16 protein-coding genes are annotated in these 15,590 nt (G+C 67.4%); 10 read left to right on the forward strand and 6 right to left on the reverse strand.

Annotated features, from left to right (window positions below; translation table 11 throughout):
• Nucleotides 1-204 precede the first annotated feature (204 nt).
• The 6 genes from ACN0RJ_RS12455 to ACN0RJ_RS12480 all read left to right on the forward strand — a co-directional run bounded on the left by ACN0RJ_RS12455 (nt 205) and on the right by ACN0RJ_RS12480 (nt 5,686).
• Nucleotides 205-1,251, forward strand: coding sequence for a TRAP transporter substrate-binding protein (locus ACN0RJ_RS12455; RefSeq protein ID WP_417720199.1), 1,047 nt, complete (start codon nt 205-207; stop codon nt 1,249-1,251).
• Between the two features lie 49 nt (nt 1,252-1,300).
• Nucleotides 1,301-1,888 carry a TRAP transporter small permease subunit gene (locus tag ACN0RJ_RS12460; protein WP_417720200.1) on the forward strand — a complete coding sequence of 196 codons (588 nt, stop codon included), beginning with the start codon at nt 1,301-1,303 and terminating at the stop codon, nt 1,886-1,888.
• Nucleotides 1,888-3,183: a TRAP transporter large permease gene (locus ACN0RJ_RS12465; protein ID WP_417720201.1), complete on the forward strand. Its 1,296-nt coding sequence runs from the start codon at nt 1,888-1,890 to the stop codon at nt 3,181-3,183. The genes ACN0RJ_RS12460 and ACN0RJ_RS12465 overlap by 1 nt, the downstream gene beginning before the upstream one ends.
• 83 nt (nt 3,184-3,266) lie before the next feature.
• Nucleotides 3,267-4,253 carry an NAD-dependent epimerase/dehydratase family protein gene (locus ACN0RJ_RS12470; RefSeq protein WP_417724462.1) on the forward strand — a complete coding sequence of 329 codons (987 nt, stop codon included), beginning with the start codon at nt 3,267-3,269 and terminating at the stop codon, nt 4,251-4,253.
• 37 nt (nt 4,254-4,290) lie between these two features.
• A complete protein-coding gene (locus ACN0RJ_RS12475) occupies nt 4,291-5,187 on the forward strand; it encodes an allantoinase PuuE (RefSeq protein ID WP_417724463.1) in 897 nt (298 codons plus the stop codon).
• A 13-nt stretch (nt 5,188-5,200) separates the two neighbouring features.
• Nucleotides 5,201-5,686: an ureidoglycolate lyase gene (locus ACN0RJ_RS12480; protein ID WP_417724464.1), complete on the forward strand. Its 486-nt coding sequence runs from the start codon at nt 5,201-5,203 to the stop codon at nt 5,684-5,686.
• Here ACN0RJ_RS12480 and ACN0RJ_RS12485 read toward each other — a convergent pair.
• Genes ACN0RJ_RS12485 through ACN0RJ_RS12495 form a run of 3 tightly spaced genes read right to left on the reverse strand, consistent with a single transcriptional unit; the run spans nt 5,683 to nt 8,672 of the window.
• On the reverse strand, nt 5,683-6,330 hold the full coding sequence (locus tag ACN0RJ_RS12485; RefSeq protein ID WP_417720205.1) for an aspartate/glutamate racemase family protein: 648 nt from the start codon (nt 6,328-6,330) through the stop codon (nt 5,683-5,685). The two genes, ACN0RJ_RS12480 and ACN0RJ_RS12485, sit on opposite strands and share 4 nt — an antisense overlap.
• Before the next feature lie 23 nt (nt 6,331-6,353).
• Nucleotides 6,354-7,688 (reverse strand): dihydroorotase, encoded by a 1,335-nt coding sequence (locus tag ACN0RJ_RS12490; protein WP_417724465.1) that lies wholly within the window; start codon nt 7,686-7,688, stop codon nt 6,354-6,356.
• A gap of 51 nt (nt 7,689-7,739) precedes the next feature.
• On the reverse strand, nt 7,740-8,672 hold the full coding sequence (locus ACN0RJ_RS12495) for an N-carbamoyl-D-amino-acid hydrolase (RefSeq protein ID WP_417724466.1): 933 nt from the start codon (nt 8,670-8,672) through the stop codon (nt 7,740-7,742).
• A gap of 146 nt (nt 8,673-8,818) precedes the next feature.
• Between ACN0RJ_RS12495 and ACN0RJ_RS12500 the strand changes: the two genes are divergently transcribed.
• The gene (locus ACN0RJ_RS12500) at nt 8,819-9,715 is read left to right on the forward strand and encodes a LysR family transcriptional regulator (protein WP_417724467.1); all 897 of its coding nucleotides are present in this window, start codon (nt 8,819-8,821) and stop codon (nt 9,713-9,715) included.
• Nucleotides 9,716-9,797: 82 nt separating this feature from the next.
• Nucleotides 9,798-10,556, forward strand: coding sequence for an SDR family NAD(P)-dependent oxidoreductase (locus ACN0RJ_RS12505; protein WP_417724468.1), 759 nt, complete (start codon nt 9,798-9,800; stop codon nt 10,554-10,556).
• Nucleotides 10,557-10,656: 100 nt separating this feature from the next.
• Here ACN0RJ_RS12505 and ACN0RJ_RS12510 read toward each other — a convergent pair whose 3' ends face one another.
• On the reverse strand, nt 10,657-12,183 hold the full coding sequence (locus ACN0RJ_RS12510) for a DUF2125 domain-containing protein (protein ID WP_417724469.1): 1,527 nt from the start codon (nt 12,181-12,183) through the stop codon (nt 10,657-10,659).
• 134 nt (nt 12,184-12,317) lie between these two features.
• Here ACN0RJ_RS12510 and ACN0RJ_RS12515 point away from each other — a divergent pair, with 134 nt between their 5' ends.
• Nucleotides 12,318-13,067: an SDR family oxidoreductase gene (locus tag ACN0RJ_RS12515; RefSeq protein ID WP_417724470.1), complete on the forward strand. Its 750-nt coding sequence runs from the start codon at nt 12,318-12,320 to the stop codon at nt 13,065-13,067.
• Nucleotides 13,064-13,672: an enoyl-CoA hydratase/isomerase family protein gene (locus tag ACN0RJ_RS12520; RefSeq protein WP_417720212.1), complete on the forward strand. Its 609-nt coding sequence runs from the start codon at nt 13,064-13,066 to the stop codon at nt 13,670-13,672. Before ACN0RJ_RS12515 ends, ACN0RJ_RS12520 begins: the two co-directional genes overlap by 4 nt.
• 10 nt (nt 13,673-13,682) lie before the next feature.
• On the opposite strand, the gene choV is transcribed toward ACN0RJ_RS12520, so the two are convergent.
• Together choV and choW are read right to left on the reverse strand one after the other, a co-directional pair.
• On the reverse strand, nt 13,683-14,690 hold the full coding sequence (choV, locus tag ACN0RJ_RS12525; protein WP_417724471.1) for a choline ABC transporter ATP-binding protein: 1,008 nt from the start codon (nt 14,688-14,690) through the stop codon (nt 13,683-13,685).
• Nucleotides 14,687-15,517, reverse strand: a complete 831-nt coding sequence (gene choW, locus ACN0RJ_RS12530; protein ID WP_417720214.1) for a choline ABC transporter permease subunit — start codon at nt 15,515-15,517, stop codon at nt 14,687-14,689. Before choW ends, choV begins: the two co-directional genes overlap by 4 nt.
• Between the last annotated feature and the right edge of the window lie 73 nt (nt 15,518-15,590).

The raw sequence follows: 15,590 nt of genomic DNA on the forward strand, positions 1-15,590 counted from the left end.
CACGCAGCGCCCTGCCCGCAACCGGGATCTGACCATCTGGTGACGCAGGCCTTCGACTTGCCTGCGCCGCCTCGAACCAGACAAGCAAGAACAGAGGGTTACCAGGAATTCCACGGCTCCGGCCCCGCGCCGACCCAGACAAAACCGGAATGGTCGCCCGCAGGGGCGGCATGGATACCCCCCAACGAACAGGGACGTTCAACAGTGAGAAAAGCATCCAGAGTCATCACCGCCGCGCTTGCCCTTGCCGTTTCGACGGCAGGCATGGCGCAGGCCGCCGACGTGACGATCAAGGTCCTCGGCTTCTTCGGCAACCAGCCCCAGATCGACGATGTCGACCGCCCGATGTGGGAAAGCATCGAAGCGGACTCCGGCGGCCGGATCGAGGTCCAGTACCTGACGCTGAACGAATCCGGTCTCAAGGGCGACCAGGCGCTGCGCTTTCTCAAGCGCGGCTCCTTCGACATCATGACGATCAACCCCGCCTACGTGGCCGGTGACGAACCCTCGCTCGTGGCGGTCGACCTGCCCGGACTGGCCTACGACTACGAGACGCTGCGCAAGATCTCGGACGCCTACCGCCCGACGATGGCCGAGCGTCTGGAGCGTTTCGACGGCGTGCTGCTGAGCCACTGGCCGTTCAACCCGCAGATCGTCTGGTGCAACGATCCGGTGAACAGCATCTCCGACCTTGCCGGGCGCAAGGTGCGGGTCGCCGGGGCCCCGGCGGCGGAGACCCTCGAACAGCTCGGCGCCACGGCGGTCAACCTGACCGGCGGCGAGGTCTACCAGGCGCTGCAGCGGGGGCTGGTGAATTGCGGCTCGACCGGGTCCACCTACGGTTACCGGACGAAGTGGCACGAAGTCGCGAACCACCTCTACAACTTCCCGCTCGGCAGCTACAGCCAGGTGATCCAGGTCGCCAACAAGGGTTTCTGGGACAAGCTGTCGACCGAGGACCAGGAGATGATCAAGGCAAAGATGAAGGTCGCCGAGGATCGGCTCTGGGAGATGGCGCCCGCCGTCCACCAGCAGGGCGTCGCCTGCGCCACCGGCCAGGGCGAATGCGAACTGGGCGGAGAGCCGGGCAGCATGACCTTCACCGAGGTTTCGGAAGCGGACAAGGACATCCTCGCCAAGATCGTGAACGAGACGGTCATCCCGAACTGGAAAGCCAGCTGCACCCCGATCTTCCCGGAATGCGGCGAGCGTTTCGACGAGACCATCGGCAAGGTGATCGCGGCCGAGTGATCGGCCCGCGACCCCCTTCCGCACCAGAAGACTTCGGCGCAAGAAAACCATGAAACGTATCATACCGACGGCCGAGGCGGCCCTTCAGGCCGTCTCGCACGCCGCCTGCATCATCGGCGGCTGGTTCGTGATCCTGCTGTCCTTCGGCATCTGCGTCGAAGTCGTTCTGAGGAAGGTGTTCAACGCATCCCTGCAGGGGATCGACGAATACGGCGGCTATGCTCTTGCGACCACCGCGTCGCTGGGGCTGGCCTACTGCTTTTACGAACATGCCCACATCCGCATCGACCTGGTCGTGCGCAAGCTTCCCCGGCCCGTCGGCCGGCTCCTCGCCGTGCTGGCCATCGCGATCCTCGGGGTGGTGGTCGCCATGCTGGCGCTGGAAGCCTACCGCCTGACCGAGGAATCGCAGATGTTCGGCGCCTTCTCGAACACGCCGCTGCGCACGCCGATGGTCTACCCGCAGGCGATCTGGACCGCCGGGTTCTGCCTGTTCTTCCTCGCCATCCTGGTGCGCCTACTGCACCTGTTCCAGACCGTCCTGACCGGCGACGAGGCGGGGACGGCGGAGCTTCTGGGCGAGAACGCCTCGGGCGCGGGCAGCGTTGACGGCGCCCGCGTGCAGGGGCTCGAATAATGGAGATCGCACTCCTCTTCGTCGGCGGGCTTCTGGCCCTGCTCATGCTGGGGCTGCATGTCGCCAGCGCCCTGATCCTGCTCGCCTACGGCGCGGACCAGTTGCTGAGCAACGGGATGATGGTCGCCTCGCTCGGCTCGATCGCCTGGGACAAGATGAACGACTTCACCCTGGTCGCCATCCCGCTGTTCGTCATGCTGGGCGAAATCCTGATCCGGGGCGGGGTCGCGGACCAGCTCTATTCCGCGCTTTCGGTCTGGATGAACCGGCTGCCCGGCGGCCTGCTGCATACCAACATCTACGCCAGCACCGTCTTTGCCGCGACCTCAGGGTCGAGCGTGGCGACCGCCGCCACCATCGGCACCATCGCCATTCCCGAACTCGAGGCGCGCGGCTACAACCGCCGCCTGATCTACGGTTCGCTCGCCTCGGGCGGGACGCTGGGCGTGCTGATCCCGCCGAGCATCCTCATGATCGTCTACGGCACGCTTGCCGAACTGTCGGTCAGCAAGCTGTTCATCGCCGCCATCGTACCCGGCCTGCTGCTGGCCGGGATGATGTCGCTGACCATCGTCATCGTCTCGGTCTTCATCGCCCCGCCCGCGATCCGGAGCGAACCCGTCCCCGTCGCACAACGCATCCGGATGCTGTGGAAGGTCACGCCGATCTTCCTCGTCTTCTTCATCGTCATGGGCAGCATCTACGGCGGCCTCGCCACGCCGACCGAGGCGGCCGCCCTCGGCATCGTCGCCGCCCTCGGGCTGGCGGCCTGGAACCGCAAGCTGTCGATCCGCATGATGCACGCCGCCTTCGCGGCAGCCTTCCGCACGACCTCGATGATCATGCTCATCATCGTCTCGGCCTTCTGCCTCAACTTCATCATCTCCATCCTGGGCCTGCCGCAGGACGCCTCGCGCGCGATCTCCGAGGCCGGGCTCGGACCCTATGCGCTGATCTGGCTGCTCGTGCTGTTCTACGCCGTGCTCGGCTGCTTTCTCGAAGCGGTGGCCATGATGGTCACGACCGTCGGCATCGTCGTGCCCATCGTCATCGCCGCCGGCTTCGACCCGCTGTGGTTCGGTGTCTTCCTGACGATCCTGATGGAACTCTCGCTGATCACGCCGCCGGTGGGGCTGAACCTCTACGTGATCCAGAACCTGCGGCCGAAGGATTCCGACATCAACGATGTCTTCATCGGCATCGCGCCCTTCGTGCTGGCCTTCATCGCCTTCATCGCGATCATCATCTACCTGCCGGACCTCGCGCTCTGGCTGCCCCGCAACATGAGCGACTGAGGCATGGACGCACCGCGCTGCCTGCCGACGACCGCCGGCCCCGAGACGCGGGCCGGTGGCCTGCCCGTCGGGGCCGCCCCTCCATGACCATCCTCCTGACCGGCGCCGGAGGCTTCCTCGGGCTCAACCTCGTCGACGCGATCGCGGCCCGCGGCCTCGGCTGCGTGGCGCTGAACGACCGCCCCCTGCCCGCCGGTTTCGATCTGCCCGCGGGCATCGTGACCGAGACCGCCGACGTCCGCGACCGTCGCGCGATTGCCGGGGTGCTGGCGCGGCACGGGGTGTCCTGCGTGATCCACGCGGCGGCGGTCACCCTTGCCCCCGGCAGCAGCCTGACCGGCGTCGAGACGGCGTTCGACGTCAACACCGTCTCGACCGCCATCCTGCTGGAGGAGGCACGCAAGGCCGGTGTCGCGCGCTTCGTCTATCCCAGCTCGACGGCGGTCTACGGACACGCCCTGTACGACCGCGCGCCGGTGGACGAGACGGCCGCGCCCCGCCCCGCCTCGGTCTACGGCTACACCAAACTGGCGAGCGAGCGCCTCGTGACCGAAACCGCCGCAAGCTTCGGCCTGTCCTGCGTGCGCGCCCGCATCACCGCGCTGTTCGGCCCGCACGAACGCGAAACCGCCACCCGCGACCTGATGAGCCTGCCCTTCCAGCTTGTCCGCGCCGCGATGACCGACACGCCGGTGCGGCTGCCCCGGGGCCACCGGCGCGACTGGACCTACAGCCGCGACGTGGCCGAGGCGCTGGTGCTGCTCGCCACTGCGCCGGAGGTGCCGCGCGACCTCTACAACCTCGGCATCGGACGGACATGGCCGCCGGAGATCCTGGCCGACGCCCTCGGCACGCTCTGCCCCGGCTGGCGCCACGACGCGGGGGCGGAAGACGGCAGCGACAGCGGTCTGTTCTTCCCCGACCATCCGGGCGACCTGCGGCAACCGCTGCTCTCCGCCCGGTTCACCACGGATTTCGGCTTCGACTTCCGCCCGCCCGAAACCGCCTGCCGCGACCATGTCGACTGGCTGCGGACCGGGGCGCAGATCCTCGGGGCCGACCGGCGCTGACCCCGCCCCGGACCCGCGACACGAAAGGCAGTTTGACATGGACCGCGACTTCATCGGCTACGGCCCCAACCCGCCCGATCCGCGCTGGCCCGGCGGCGCGCGGATCGCCGTCAATATCGTGGTGAACTACGAAGAGGGTTCGGAAGAGAGCTTTCCCGATGGCGACGGCCTGTCCGAAGGCGGGCTGACCGAGGGCGGAGGCGGTGCCTTTGCAAGCCGCGATCTCGGGGCCGAATCGATGTACGAATACGGCAGCCGGGTCGGTGTCTGGCGGCTGTTCCGCATCCTGCAGGAGGCCGGCGTTCCCGCCACCGTCTTCGGCTGTGCCCGCGCGTTCGAGCGGAACCCCGAGGTGGTGCGCGCCCTTGTCGCCAACGGCTGGGACGTCTGCGCGCACGGGGACCGATGGATCCGCCACCAGGGACTGACCGAAGACGCGGAACGCGCCGCCATCGCCCGCGCCTTCGACGTGATTTCCGGGATGAGCGGCGAGGCGCCGGCCGGCTGGTACTGCCGCTATGCCCCGACCGAGCGGACGCGCGAGTTGATCGTCGCGCATGGCGGCTTTCTCTACGATTCCGACAGTTATGCCGACGAACTGCCATACTGGACGCGGGTTTCCGGGCGCGACCACCTCGTGGTGCCCTACAGCCTCGCGCTCAATGACGGGAAGTTTTCGCGCGGGAACGCGGCCACGGCCGGGCAGTTCTTCGAATTCCTGCGCGACAGCTTCGACCTGCTGCACGAAGAGGGCGCAACCCATCCCAAGATGATGAGCGTCGGCCTGCATTGCCGCCTGATGGGGCATCCCGGGCGCGCCGTCGCCCTGCGCCGCTTCCTCGAACATATCCGCGCGCAGGACGGCGTCTGGATCTGCCGCCGTGTCGACATTGCCCGCCACTGGGTACGCGAGCATCCGCCGGTGGCGGGCTGACGGGGGCGTCGCCATGACCGTGCCCCGCATCGGCCCCGCGCCCGTGATGATCTCGGACGAGGTCTTTGCCCCCTTCGGCGCGGTGATCCGGCACGACGGTCGCGCGGGCCGCCGTCACCTTCCCCTGGCCCATGACGACATGCTGCCGGGGACGCGGCCGCTTCTGTGGGTCAACCGGCTGGAGCCCGTGGCGGGCGACATCCTGCTGTCCCGGATCGAACGGCACCCGCTCAGCGCGCAAAGCTTCATGCCGCTGGCCTCGGTCACGCTGCTGACGGCGGTCTGCCCGTCCCTGCCCGACGGAAGGCCGGACCTTGGGCGTCTCATGCCTGTGCTGCTGCCGCCGGGCGTCGGCGTCATATACCGGCGCGGGGTCTGGCATCACGGCCTGCTCAGCCCCGACCGGCGCTGCGATGTGGCCGTCCTCATGGCCCGCAAGAGCGACGCCGAGGATACCGAGTTTCACGACTTGCCCTATCCGCTGAAGCTGCCGCGCTAGAGGCAGGCGGCCAGCGCCAGCCCCGCGGCGGCGATGACCGGGTCGATGACCGGAACGCCGATGGCTTCCTCGATCCGCCGGCGCTGCGGCGCAAACCCCGCGCAGCCCAGCACGACCACATCCGCGCCCAGAGCGACCAGTCCCTGACCGGCCGCACAGCTCTTGTCGAAGGTGTCCGCGTCGTGGCCCACATCCTCGGCCGAGACCCCGCCGAGATCGACGGAACCGACAAAGCGCGACATCACCCCGGCCTGCCGCAGCCGCAGCCGGTGCCGCGCCTTCGAGGCGGGTCCGAGCGAGATGATCCCGAACTGATCCGCCCGCGCCAGCGCCGCCATCACGCCCGCCTGCTGGAACCCGAGGACCGGGCGATCCGTCAGGCTGCGCATCACCTCGAGACCGGGATCGGAGAAACAGGCCACGACATAGGCCGCGGCATCGGGCCGTTCCCGGACCAGCCGTGCAAGCCCGACCGCCGCCTCGGCCACGTGCAGATCGGTGGCGATGGTCGGCGGCCCGTCCTCGAGGCGGAGGCATTCGAACCCCGGCGCCCAGGCGGGCGCAAGGGGGGCGAGCGCCTCTGCCATGCCATCGGTCACCCTGCGCGACGAATTCGGATTGATGAAAAGGATCGGTCCTGTCATCGCCCTGCCTACCTGCTTTCTGCTCAGCGCGTCATGCCGGTGCCGAGGAAGGGCACCGGCTTGCCCGCCGGGGCGCCCTGAAGCTCGTCATCGCGCATCACCGTGCGGCCCCGGATGATCGTCATGCGCGGCCAGCCGGTGCAGGAATGGCCGTCGAAGGGCGTCCACCCGCAGGGCGAGGCGATCCAGCCGGAGTCGATGGTGCGCTGCTTCTTCATGTCGACGATGGTGAAATCGGCGTCGAAGCCCGCGGCCAGCCGCCCCTTGGTCGGCACGCCGTAGACCCGCGCCGGACCCGCCGACATCAGATCGACCAACCGGGTGAGCGGCAGCCGACCGGCGTTGACATGGTCGAGCATGATCGGCGCCAGCGTCTGCACGCCGGTCAGCCCGGCGGCGGTGTCCGGCCAGGGCTTTTCCTTGGCCTCCCGCGAGTGCGGCGCGTGGTCCGAGCCGATGACATCCACCGCCCCGCTGTTGAGCGCCGCCCAGGCCGCCTCGCGATGACGTTCGGAGCGGATCGGCGGGTTCATCACCGCGTAGCCGCCCAGCCGGTCATAGGCCTCGTCGGTCTGGGTCAGATGGTTCACCAGAAGTTCGACCGTCGCGATGTCGCGGCAGCCGGAGAGGTACTCCAGTTCCTCGGCGGTCGAGACATGCAGAATGTGGACCGGCCTGCCGACCTTGCGCGCAAGGCCGACGATGCGCCGGGTGCCGATCATCGCGCAGTCCACATCGCGCCATTCGGCATGCAGGCGGTGCGGATCGCCCGAAGCGTAAAGCGCCTTGCGCTCCCGCACGCGGTATTCGTCCTCGGCATGGAAACACATGCGGCGGCGTCCGTTGCGCAGGGCGGTCTCTATCGAGGCGTCATCCTCCACCAGCAGATCGCCGCGCGACCCGCCGGCAAAAAGCTTGACCGCGCAGACATTGGCCTGCGCCTCGAGCTCTTCGAGGCTGTCGAGGTTCGACCGCGCGGCAGAGACGTAGAAGCCCACGTCGCACCAGGTCTCCTCCGGCATGCGCGCGCGCTTGGCGTCGAGATCCGCGACCGACAGCAGCGGCGGCACGGTGTTCGGCATGTCGAAGATCCCGCAGAGACCGCCCAGGACGGCGCCCTTCGTCGCGGTCAGCAAGGTTTCGACCGAGGGGTCGCCGGGGTCGCGGGCATGCACATGCGGGTCGATGAGGCCGGGCAGCACGTGCAACCCGCTGCAATCGATCACCTCGTCCGCGAGGGCGGCGTCGAAACTGCCCATACCCGCGATGCGCCCGTCCTTCACGACGACGTCGGCGGTCTCGATCCCGTGAGGCGTGACGCAGGCCCCGTTCTTCAGCAGCAGTTCGTATTCGGCCAAATGCCTCTCCGTCTCAGATAAGTGGTCCCTGCAGCATCGCGGCACGGGGCATCACGCAACGCCGACCTGGTCGATCAGCCTCCGGTAATGCTCCGGGCGGCGATGGGCCGCAAAGTCGAACATCTTGGTCTTGCCCTGCAGGCATGCGTCCAGGTCGCACTCCGCGACGATGACCTCGTCCCCCAGTGTCTGCGCCTCGGCGACGAGACATCCGTTCGGATCGACGATGCAGGAGCCGCCGATCAGGCCCGATCCGTCCTCGTCCCCGGCCTTGGCCACGGCCACCGCCCAGGTCGCGTTCATGTAAGCGTTCGCCTGCGCGACAAGCTTGGAATGAAAGGTGCGCAACGAAGAATCCTCGGTCGAACCGCCATTGGGATCATAAGCGGCCGAGTTGTAGCCGATCACCATCAGCTCCACCCCCTGAAGACCATAGGCGCGCCAGGCCTCGGGCCAGCGGCGGTCGTTGCAGATGAGCATGCCCATGCGCGGATGCCCCCAGTCCTCGACCCCGTCGAAGGCCCGGAACCCCTCGTCACCATATTCGAAATAGCGTTTCTCGAGCTGCTGGAACGTCGAGCCGGCGCGCGGCTCGACCGAGCCCGGCAGATGCACCTTGCGATACTTGCCGAGGATCGCCCCATCCGGCCCCGTGGTGATCGCGGCATTGAAACGGCGGCCCTCCGGGGTCAGTTCGGCATAGCCGACGTTGAAGCCGACCGACAGCTCGCGCGCGCGGTCGAACAACGGCTGCACCATCGGGTTCGGCATCGCGGTTTCGTAATAGCCGTCAAGCTCCGCCCCCTCCAGCAGCCAGCGCGGAAAGAAGGTGGTAAAGGCCAGTTCCGGAAATACCACGAGTTGCGCGCCCCTGCCGGCAGCCTCTTCGAGCAGGGCGATCATCCGGTCGAGGATATCCTCGCGGCGGTCGCGCTTCTGATTGGGGCCCATCTGCGCGGCGGCAATACGTATGATCCTGGGCACGATCCTGACCTCCTGTCTTTGCGGGACACGCGGCGGGCCTCTGCGGCGACCGTCGCGACCCGCTTCAACGAGTAGTGGCCACGCCTTGCGACCGCAACAAAGCAGGTTATTAATTTATCGCAAAACCTATTCATCCGAGGAATATGATGCTCAGCCTGAGACAGATCGAAATCCTCCGGACGGTGATCCTCCGCGGCACGACCGCCGGTGCCGCGCGCAGCCTCGGCATGTCGCAACCGGCGATCTCGAACGCCATTCGAAAGATGGAAACATCTCTTGAAATTCAGCTGTTTGAGAGATCCAACAACCGCATCTACCCGCTCGATTCCGCAAAGATCCTGCTGGAGGATTCAGAGCCGATCTTCAGCACGCTGCAAGCTCTGGAAGAGCGGATCGACGATCTGAGAACGGACAAGCTGAGCCGGTTGCGCATCCTCTCCACGGGGCCGCTTGGCCTCGGCCTTCTGCCGGAAGTGCTCAAGAAATTTGCAACCAGCCATCCCGGCATGACCTATCGCTACGACATCCGCAGGCTGTCGCAGGTGGTGCGCGGGGTCGAAACCGGGCAGGTCGACATCGGCTTCGGCCTCGAACTGCGCGCGGGACCCGGTCTGGTGACCCAGAAGCTCGCCGTGGAGGAGATGGTCTGCATCTGCCGCCCGGACCACCCGCTGGCCTCGCGGGGGGCGATCACCTCCGACGATCTGCGCGGCGAGCCCTTCATCGCGCTCGACGGCCGCACGACGCTGGGAGAGGTCACCCGGGACGGGTTCCGCAAGGCCGGCGTTCCCTTCGAATTCGCCATCGAGGTCAGCAACGCCGCGACCGCCTGCGCCATGGTCCGCGCGGGTCTCGGCTCCGCCCTCGTGGATCCCTGGACCGCGCGCCAGATGAACGACGGCAAACTCTGCGTCCGGCGCTTCACACCGCGCATCGACTGCGCGGCCTATGCCTTCTGGTCGGGCCGCCGGTCGATGTCCCGCGTCTGTTCGCAGTTCCTGAGCGCCGTGCGCCGCAGGATCGCCGCCGACGCACCGGGTTGAGCGGCGCGGCGCCAAATCCCTTTCCTCTGCCGCATCACCATGCCAAAAGGATGGTATACCATTTCGAAAGGGGAGGAGCGAAATGACCCGAAAATGTGCCATCGTGACCGGTGCGGCGCGCGGCATCGGCCTGGCGACGACGGACCTGTTCCTGGAACAGGGCTGGACGGTGGCGATGGTCGATCGCGATGCCGAGGAATTGCGCAAGGTGGCCTCCGCGCGCGACCATGTCCTCGCCGTCGAGCGCGACGTCTCCAATCCGCAGGACGTGAACGCCATGGTGCGCGACACGCTGGAACGGGCAGGCCGGATCGACGCCCTGGTGAACAATGCCGGGGTCGCCGAGTTCGGCCCCATCGAGGATTGCGATTTCGAGATGTGGCGCCGGGTCATGGCGACCAATCTCGACGGCGTGTTCCTGTGCACCAGAGCCTGCACCGATGCGCTCAAGGATTCCCGCGGCGCCATCGTCAACATCGCCTCGATCAGCGGTCTGAGGGCCTCGACGCTGCGGGTCGCCTACGGCACCTCGAAAGCCGCGGTCATCCACCTGACCAAGCAACATGCGGCGGAACTGGGCGAATTCGGCATCCGCGCCAATTGCGTCGCCCCCGGACCGGTCAAGACCAAGCTCTCCATGGCCGTGCACAGCCCGGCGATCATCCAGGCCTATCACGATGCGATTCCGCTCAATCGCTACGGCTCCGAGCGGGAACTGGCGGAAGCCATCGTCTTCCTCGCGTCGGACAAGGCCTCCTACGTCAACGGCCAGGTGCTGGCGGTGGACGGCGGCTTCGACTCCACGGGCGTCGGCCTCCCGGCCCTCCGGGAACCGGTCTGAGCCACGGGCGGCCAAATTCCTTTCAAGGAATTTGCAAATCTTTTGAAAAAGATTTGCGGCGCTCCATGGGCACGGGACCGCCCCGTGCCCATGGTCATCGTCACTTGATGCGCTGGCCGTTGGCCAGGACATGGCCCTGATCGTTGACCTCGATCTTCGACGTCAGGGAATCCGGCGCGGGTCCGGGCACCCCGAACATGCTCAGCATCATCCGGGCTCCCATCGCATCCTCTTCGCTGACGAAGCCCATACGGATCAGATTGTCGATCAGCCCGTTGGCGCCGGCCACCGTGAGGTTCACCTCGCCGGTCGGCTTCGGCATCCCTTCGAAGCTCGTCATGTCGGTGTTGTCGAAGACGAAGTCCCCGGTCCCGGTGATCTTCGCGCCCGCCGCTTCGACCGTCAGGCTGTTCAGCGTCAGCGCGTTGAGTTCGCCGGGAACCACTTCGCCGGCCTCCACCCGCGCCATTTCCGCCTCGTCGAACAGATTGACGAAGGGCGTGACCTTGCCGGTCAGGTCGATGGCGATGGTGGCGGGATCGCGCGGCAGAACCTTGCCCGGATCGAACAGGTTCCAGATCATGTCCGCCGTCGTGAAGCCTGCCAGCGTCACCCCGAGGGCCACGTCCTCCGGCGTGTCGGACTTCGCCAGCGGCAGGACGGTGGCAAAGGCCAGTTCATCCGTCGACGCGCTGAGCGGGAACGGCAGGTCGCCTCCCGCCGCGTTCCAGGTGACGCCGGTCGCCCGCGTGTCGAGCGCCATCTCCGCGCCGGAGAACCGCGCCGAGAGGTCGAACCCGCCGCTCGATGCGGCGCCGCTCGTGGTCTTGCCGTCCTCGGTGAAGGAAAACTGCACGTCCCCGCCCTCGTGGCGGAAGGAACTGGTGCCCTCGAGGCTCGACGCCATGATCGCCGCCGGATCCGTCTCTGCCATGCCGGTCGGCAGGACCATGTCGCTCGCGCCGGAAACGCCCGACATGCGGCCGGTGACATTGCCGCTTCCGCTGCCGTCCGGCGCCCGTCCGGCGATGTCGTAGGACAGGGTGCCGATCGTGGTGGACTGGGCGATGTGGCGCATGTCGCCGCGCATGCCGATGGTGCTGTCCGATGTCACCGGGGCAAGGCTCATCTCGGCGCGGATCACGTCGCGGGGCATTTCGGCGCCGTCCGCGACCAGCTTGCTCAGCGCGAGGGTGATCGAGTCCGCGGTGGCCGCATAGACCATCTCTTCCGGCGCTCCCGACACGATCATGTCGAGCCCCTGCTGGCGGTAGTCGATCACCACTTCCACGGGCTGTTCGTCTGGCGGCGTCACCATGACCTCGATCGGCATGGACTCCGGAAAGCTCACCCGGACCGTGCCGTCGCCGAGATCGCTGAGCGACAGGTCGCCGAGCCGGATGACCGCCGTCCCGTCGGGCTCCTCGACCGGGAGCGAGATGGTTGCACCGGACACGGTCATCTTCGCGTCGGACCCGCCCACCGTGCCGCCGACGGTATAGCCGAGTTCCGCCATGTACCCGGAAAGATTGTCCCAGACCTGTGCAGGGGTAACGTCGGCAAACGCGGGGGAGGCCGCCAGAAGTGCCGCGAGGCTGGCGCCCAGCGCCGTGACCGATACTCTCATGAAACACCTCTTCAAGTTCAGGGACCGGATGAATGGCCCATACCCTGTGCCTCGACCGTCATCGGGTCAAGGGGCTGGACCGGGGGTTTTCCTGCCTTTACCAAGAACGTGAATCGAAGAGAGCGAGGCAAGTCATGGACCTGACGGGGAAAACGGCGCTGATCACGGGGGCGAGCCGCGGAATCGGGGCGGCGGCTGCGCGGGCCTTTGCCGATGCCGGCGCGAACGTGGTGCTGCTGGCGCGCAGCACCGATGCCGTTGCGCGGATCGCCGGCGAAATCGGGGCGAAAGCGGTCGCCATGTCCTGCGAGGTCTCGCGCTACTGGGAAGTCGAGCAGGCGGTGCGCAACGCGCTCACCGCCTTCGGATCGCTGGACATCCTCGTCAACAACGCCGGCGTGATCGAGCCGGTCTCGCACCTTGCCGACGCAGATCCCGATGCCTGGGGGGCGGTGATCGACATCAACCTCAAGGGCGTCTTTCACGGGATGCGCGCGGCCCTGCCGGTGATGATCGGCGCGGGCGGCGGCACGATCCTGACCATCGGATCGGGGGCGGCGCACGGGCCGGTGGAAGGCTGGTCGCACTACTGCTCCTCGAAGGCCGGGGCGCTGATGCTGACCCGGATGGCGGACAAGGAAAACCGCGACAAGGGGATCCGCGCCCTGTCGTTGTCGCCCGGCACCGTCGCCACGCAGATGCAACGCGAGATCAAGGCCTCGGGCATCAACCCGGTGTCGCAACTGGCGTGGGAAGATCACATCCCCCCGGAATGGGTCGCACGCACGCTGGTCTGGATGTGCTCTGCCGAGGCCGACGGCTTTCTCGGCGACGAGGTGTCGCTGCGTGACGAAGGCATCCGGGCGAAGGTCGGCCTCGCATGATCTCCCTGGAAAAGGACGACGGCTACTGGATCGCGGTCATCGACCGCCCGGACAAGGCCAATTCCCTGACGCCGGAGATGCTGGAGCGCCTGTGCGAGATCGCGGAGGCTGCCCGCGAGGCGCGGGTGCTGGTCCTGACCGGCGTGGGCAAGGTGTTCTCCGCCGGGGCGGATCTGGAAGCCGCGCGGGCCGGGCTGGCCACCTCCCCCCTCTGGGAACGTCTCTCCGGCGCGATCGCGCGCCTGCCGGGCCTGTCGATCTGCGCGCTGAACGGCACCGTCGCGGGCGGCGCCATGGGCATGGCGCTGGCCTGCGATCTGCGCCTCTCGGTGCCGGGAGCCAAGGTGTTCTACCCGGTGATGAAGCTCGGCTTCCTGCCGCAGCCCTCCGACCCGGCGCGGCTGAGCGCGCTGGTCGGGCCGTCGCGCGCGCGGATGATCCTGATGGCGGGACAGAAGATCCCGGTCGAGGAGGCCCTGACCTGGGGTCTGATCGACCGCATCGTCGAGCCCGACGCGCTGATGACCGAGGCGCGGGCGCTGTCGCTCGACACGCTGGGCGCGGATGCCGCCCATGCCCGCGCGATCAAGGCGATGATCCGCTAGACCCCAGCCGTCACCCGGCGAGGCGCGCGACCACGCTATCGGCGGTGACCTGGCCGATGGCGTCGCCGCCCTCCGTCACGGTCAGGGTGTGGGTCTCCTTCAGCAGGGTCATGAGATCGCGCACCGGCGTTTCCGCCGCCACCTCCGGCCCGCCCTGCCCCTCCGTCATCACGTCGCGCGCGGTCAGAACCCCGAGCGGGTTCATGTTCGCCACGAAATCGGCCACGTAATCGTTGACCGGGTTAGAAAAGATCTCGCGCGGGGTGCCGCATTGCACGATGCGCCCGCCTTCCATGATCGCGATCCGCCCGCCGAGCTTGAACGCCTCGTCTAAATCGTGACTCACAAAGATGATGGTGCGCCGCAGATCGCGCTGAAGGTCGAGCAATTCATCCTGAAGCCGCGAGCGGATCAGCGGATCCAGCGCCGAGAAAGGCTCGTCCATGAGCAGGATCGGGGCATCGGTGGCAAAGGCGCGGGCAAGTCCCACCCGCTGCTGCATGCCGCCGGACAACTCGCCCACCTTGCGGTTCCCCCAGTCGGACAGGCCGACCAGCGCCAGTTGCCGCGCCACGATGTCCTGGCGTTCGGCCGGGGCCATGCCCGCCAGTTCGAGGCCGAAGCCCACGTTTTCCGCCACGCTGCGCCAGGGCAGCAGGCCGAACTGCTGGAACACCATGGCGATCCGCTGCTGCCTGAGACGGCGCAGGGTCTCGCCCCTGCAGGTGGTGACGTCGACCATGCCGTCGCCGTCATGCACGAGGAGCGACCCGCGCGACACCGGGTTGAGGCCGTTGACCGCGCGCAGCAGGGTCGATTTGCCGGACCCAGACAGCCCCATCAACACCACGATCTCGCCCTCCCGGACGTCGAGACTGGCCTCGTGCACGCCCAGAACCTGCCCGGTGCCCGCCTGGATTTCGGCACGGCTCTGCCCGGCATCGGCAAGGGGGAGCGCGGTTTCGGGCTGGTCGCCGAACACGATGCAGACCTCGCGGAAGGAAACTGCGACGTTCATTCCCGTACTCTCAGTGCGCGGTCGAGCATGATCGCGACCACCACGATGATGAGCCCGGATTCGAAGCCGAGCCCGGTGTCGACCCGGTTGAGGGCCCTCAGAACCGGAACGCCCAGCCCGTCCGCCCCGACCAGCGCCGCGATGACCACCATCGACAGCGACAACATGATTGTCTGGTTCAGCCCGGCCATGATCTGCGGTGCGGCATGGGGCAGTTCCACCTTCCAGAGGGTCTGGCGTGGCGTGGCCCCGAACGCCCGCGCCGCTTCGGTGAGGGCGGCAGGGGTCGAGGAGATGCCGAGGCAGGTCAGCCGGATCGGGGCGGGGAGCACGAAGATCACCGTGGCGATGAGGCCGGGAACCATGCCGATCCCGAAGAAGACGATCGACGGGATGAGATAGACGAAGGTCGGCAGGGTCTGCATCAGGTCGAGCACCGGGCGCATGCTGCGGTAGAGTTTCGGGCGATGCGCCGCGGCGATGCCGATGGGCACGCCGACCCCCATGCAGACCACGCAGGCGGACAATACCAGCGTGAGGCTCTCTGTGGTTTCTTCCCAGTAGCCCTGGTTCAGAATGAACAGGAAACCCGCCGCGACCAGCGCCGGCACCCGCCAGTTCCGGTGACAGGCCCCGGTCAGCGCCACGAAGACGGCGATCACCAACAGCTCGGGCGGTGTCTGCAGGACCCAGAGGATGCCGTCGATCAGATGTTCCATGACAATGGCCAGGCCGTCGAAGAACCAGGTCGCGTGGCGTTGCAACCAGGTGAATACCGCTTCGGCCGCATCGCCGACCGGGATCTTGTGTTCTGTGAGCCATTCCATCCTGCCGAACCTGTCGCGCGGCCATCGGGCGGTCAAGCGCTGAATGATCCTGCAGGACGCTCACCATCGTCTC

This window comes from Salipiger sp. (genome assembly GCF_048261495.1).
Taxonomy (GTDB): domain Bacteria; phylum Pseudomonadota; class Alphaproteobacteria; order Rhodobacterales; family Rhodobacteraceae; genus Salipiger.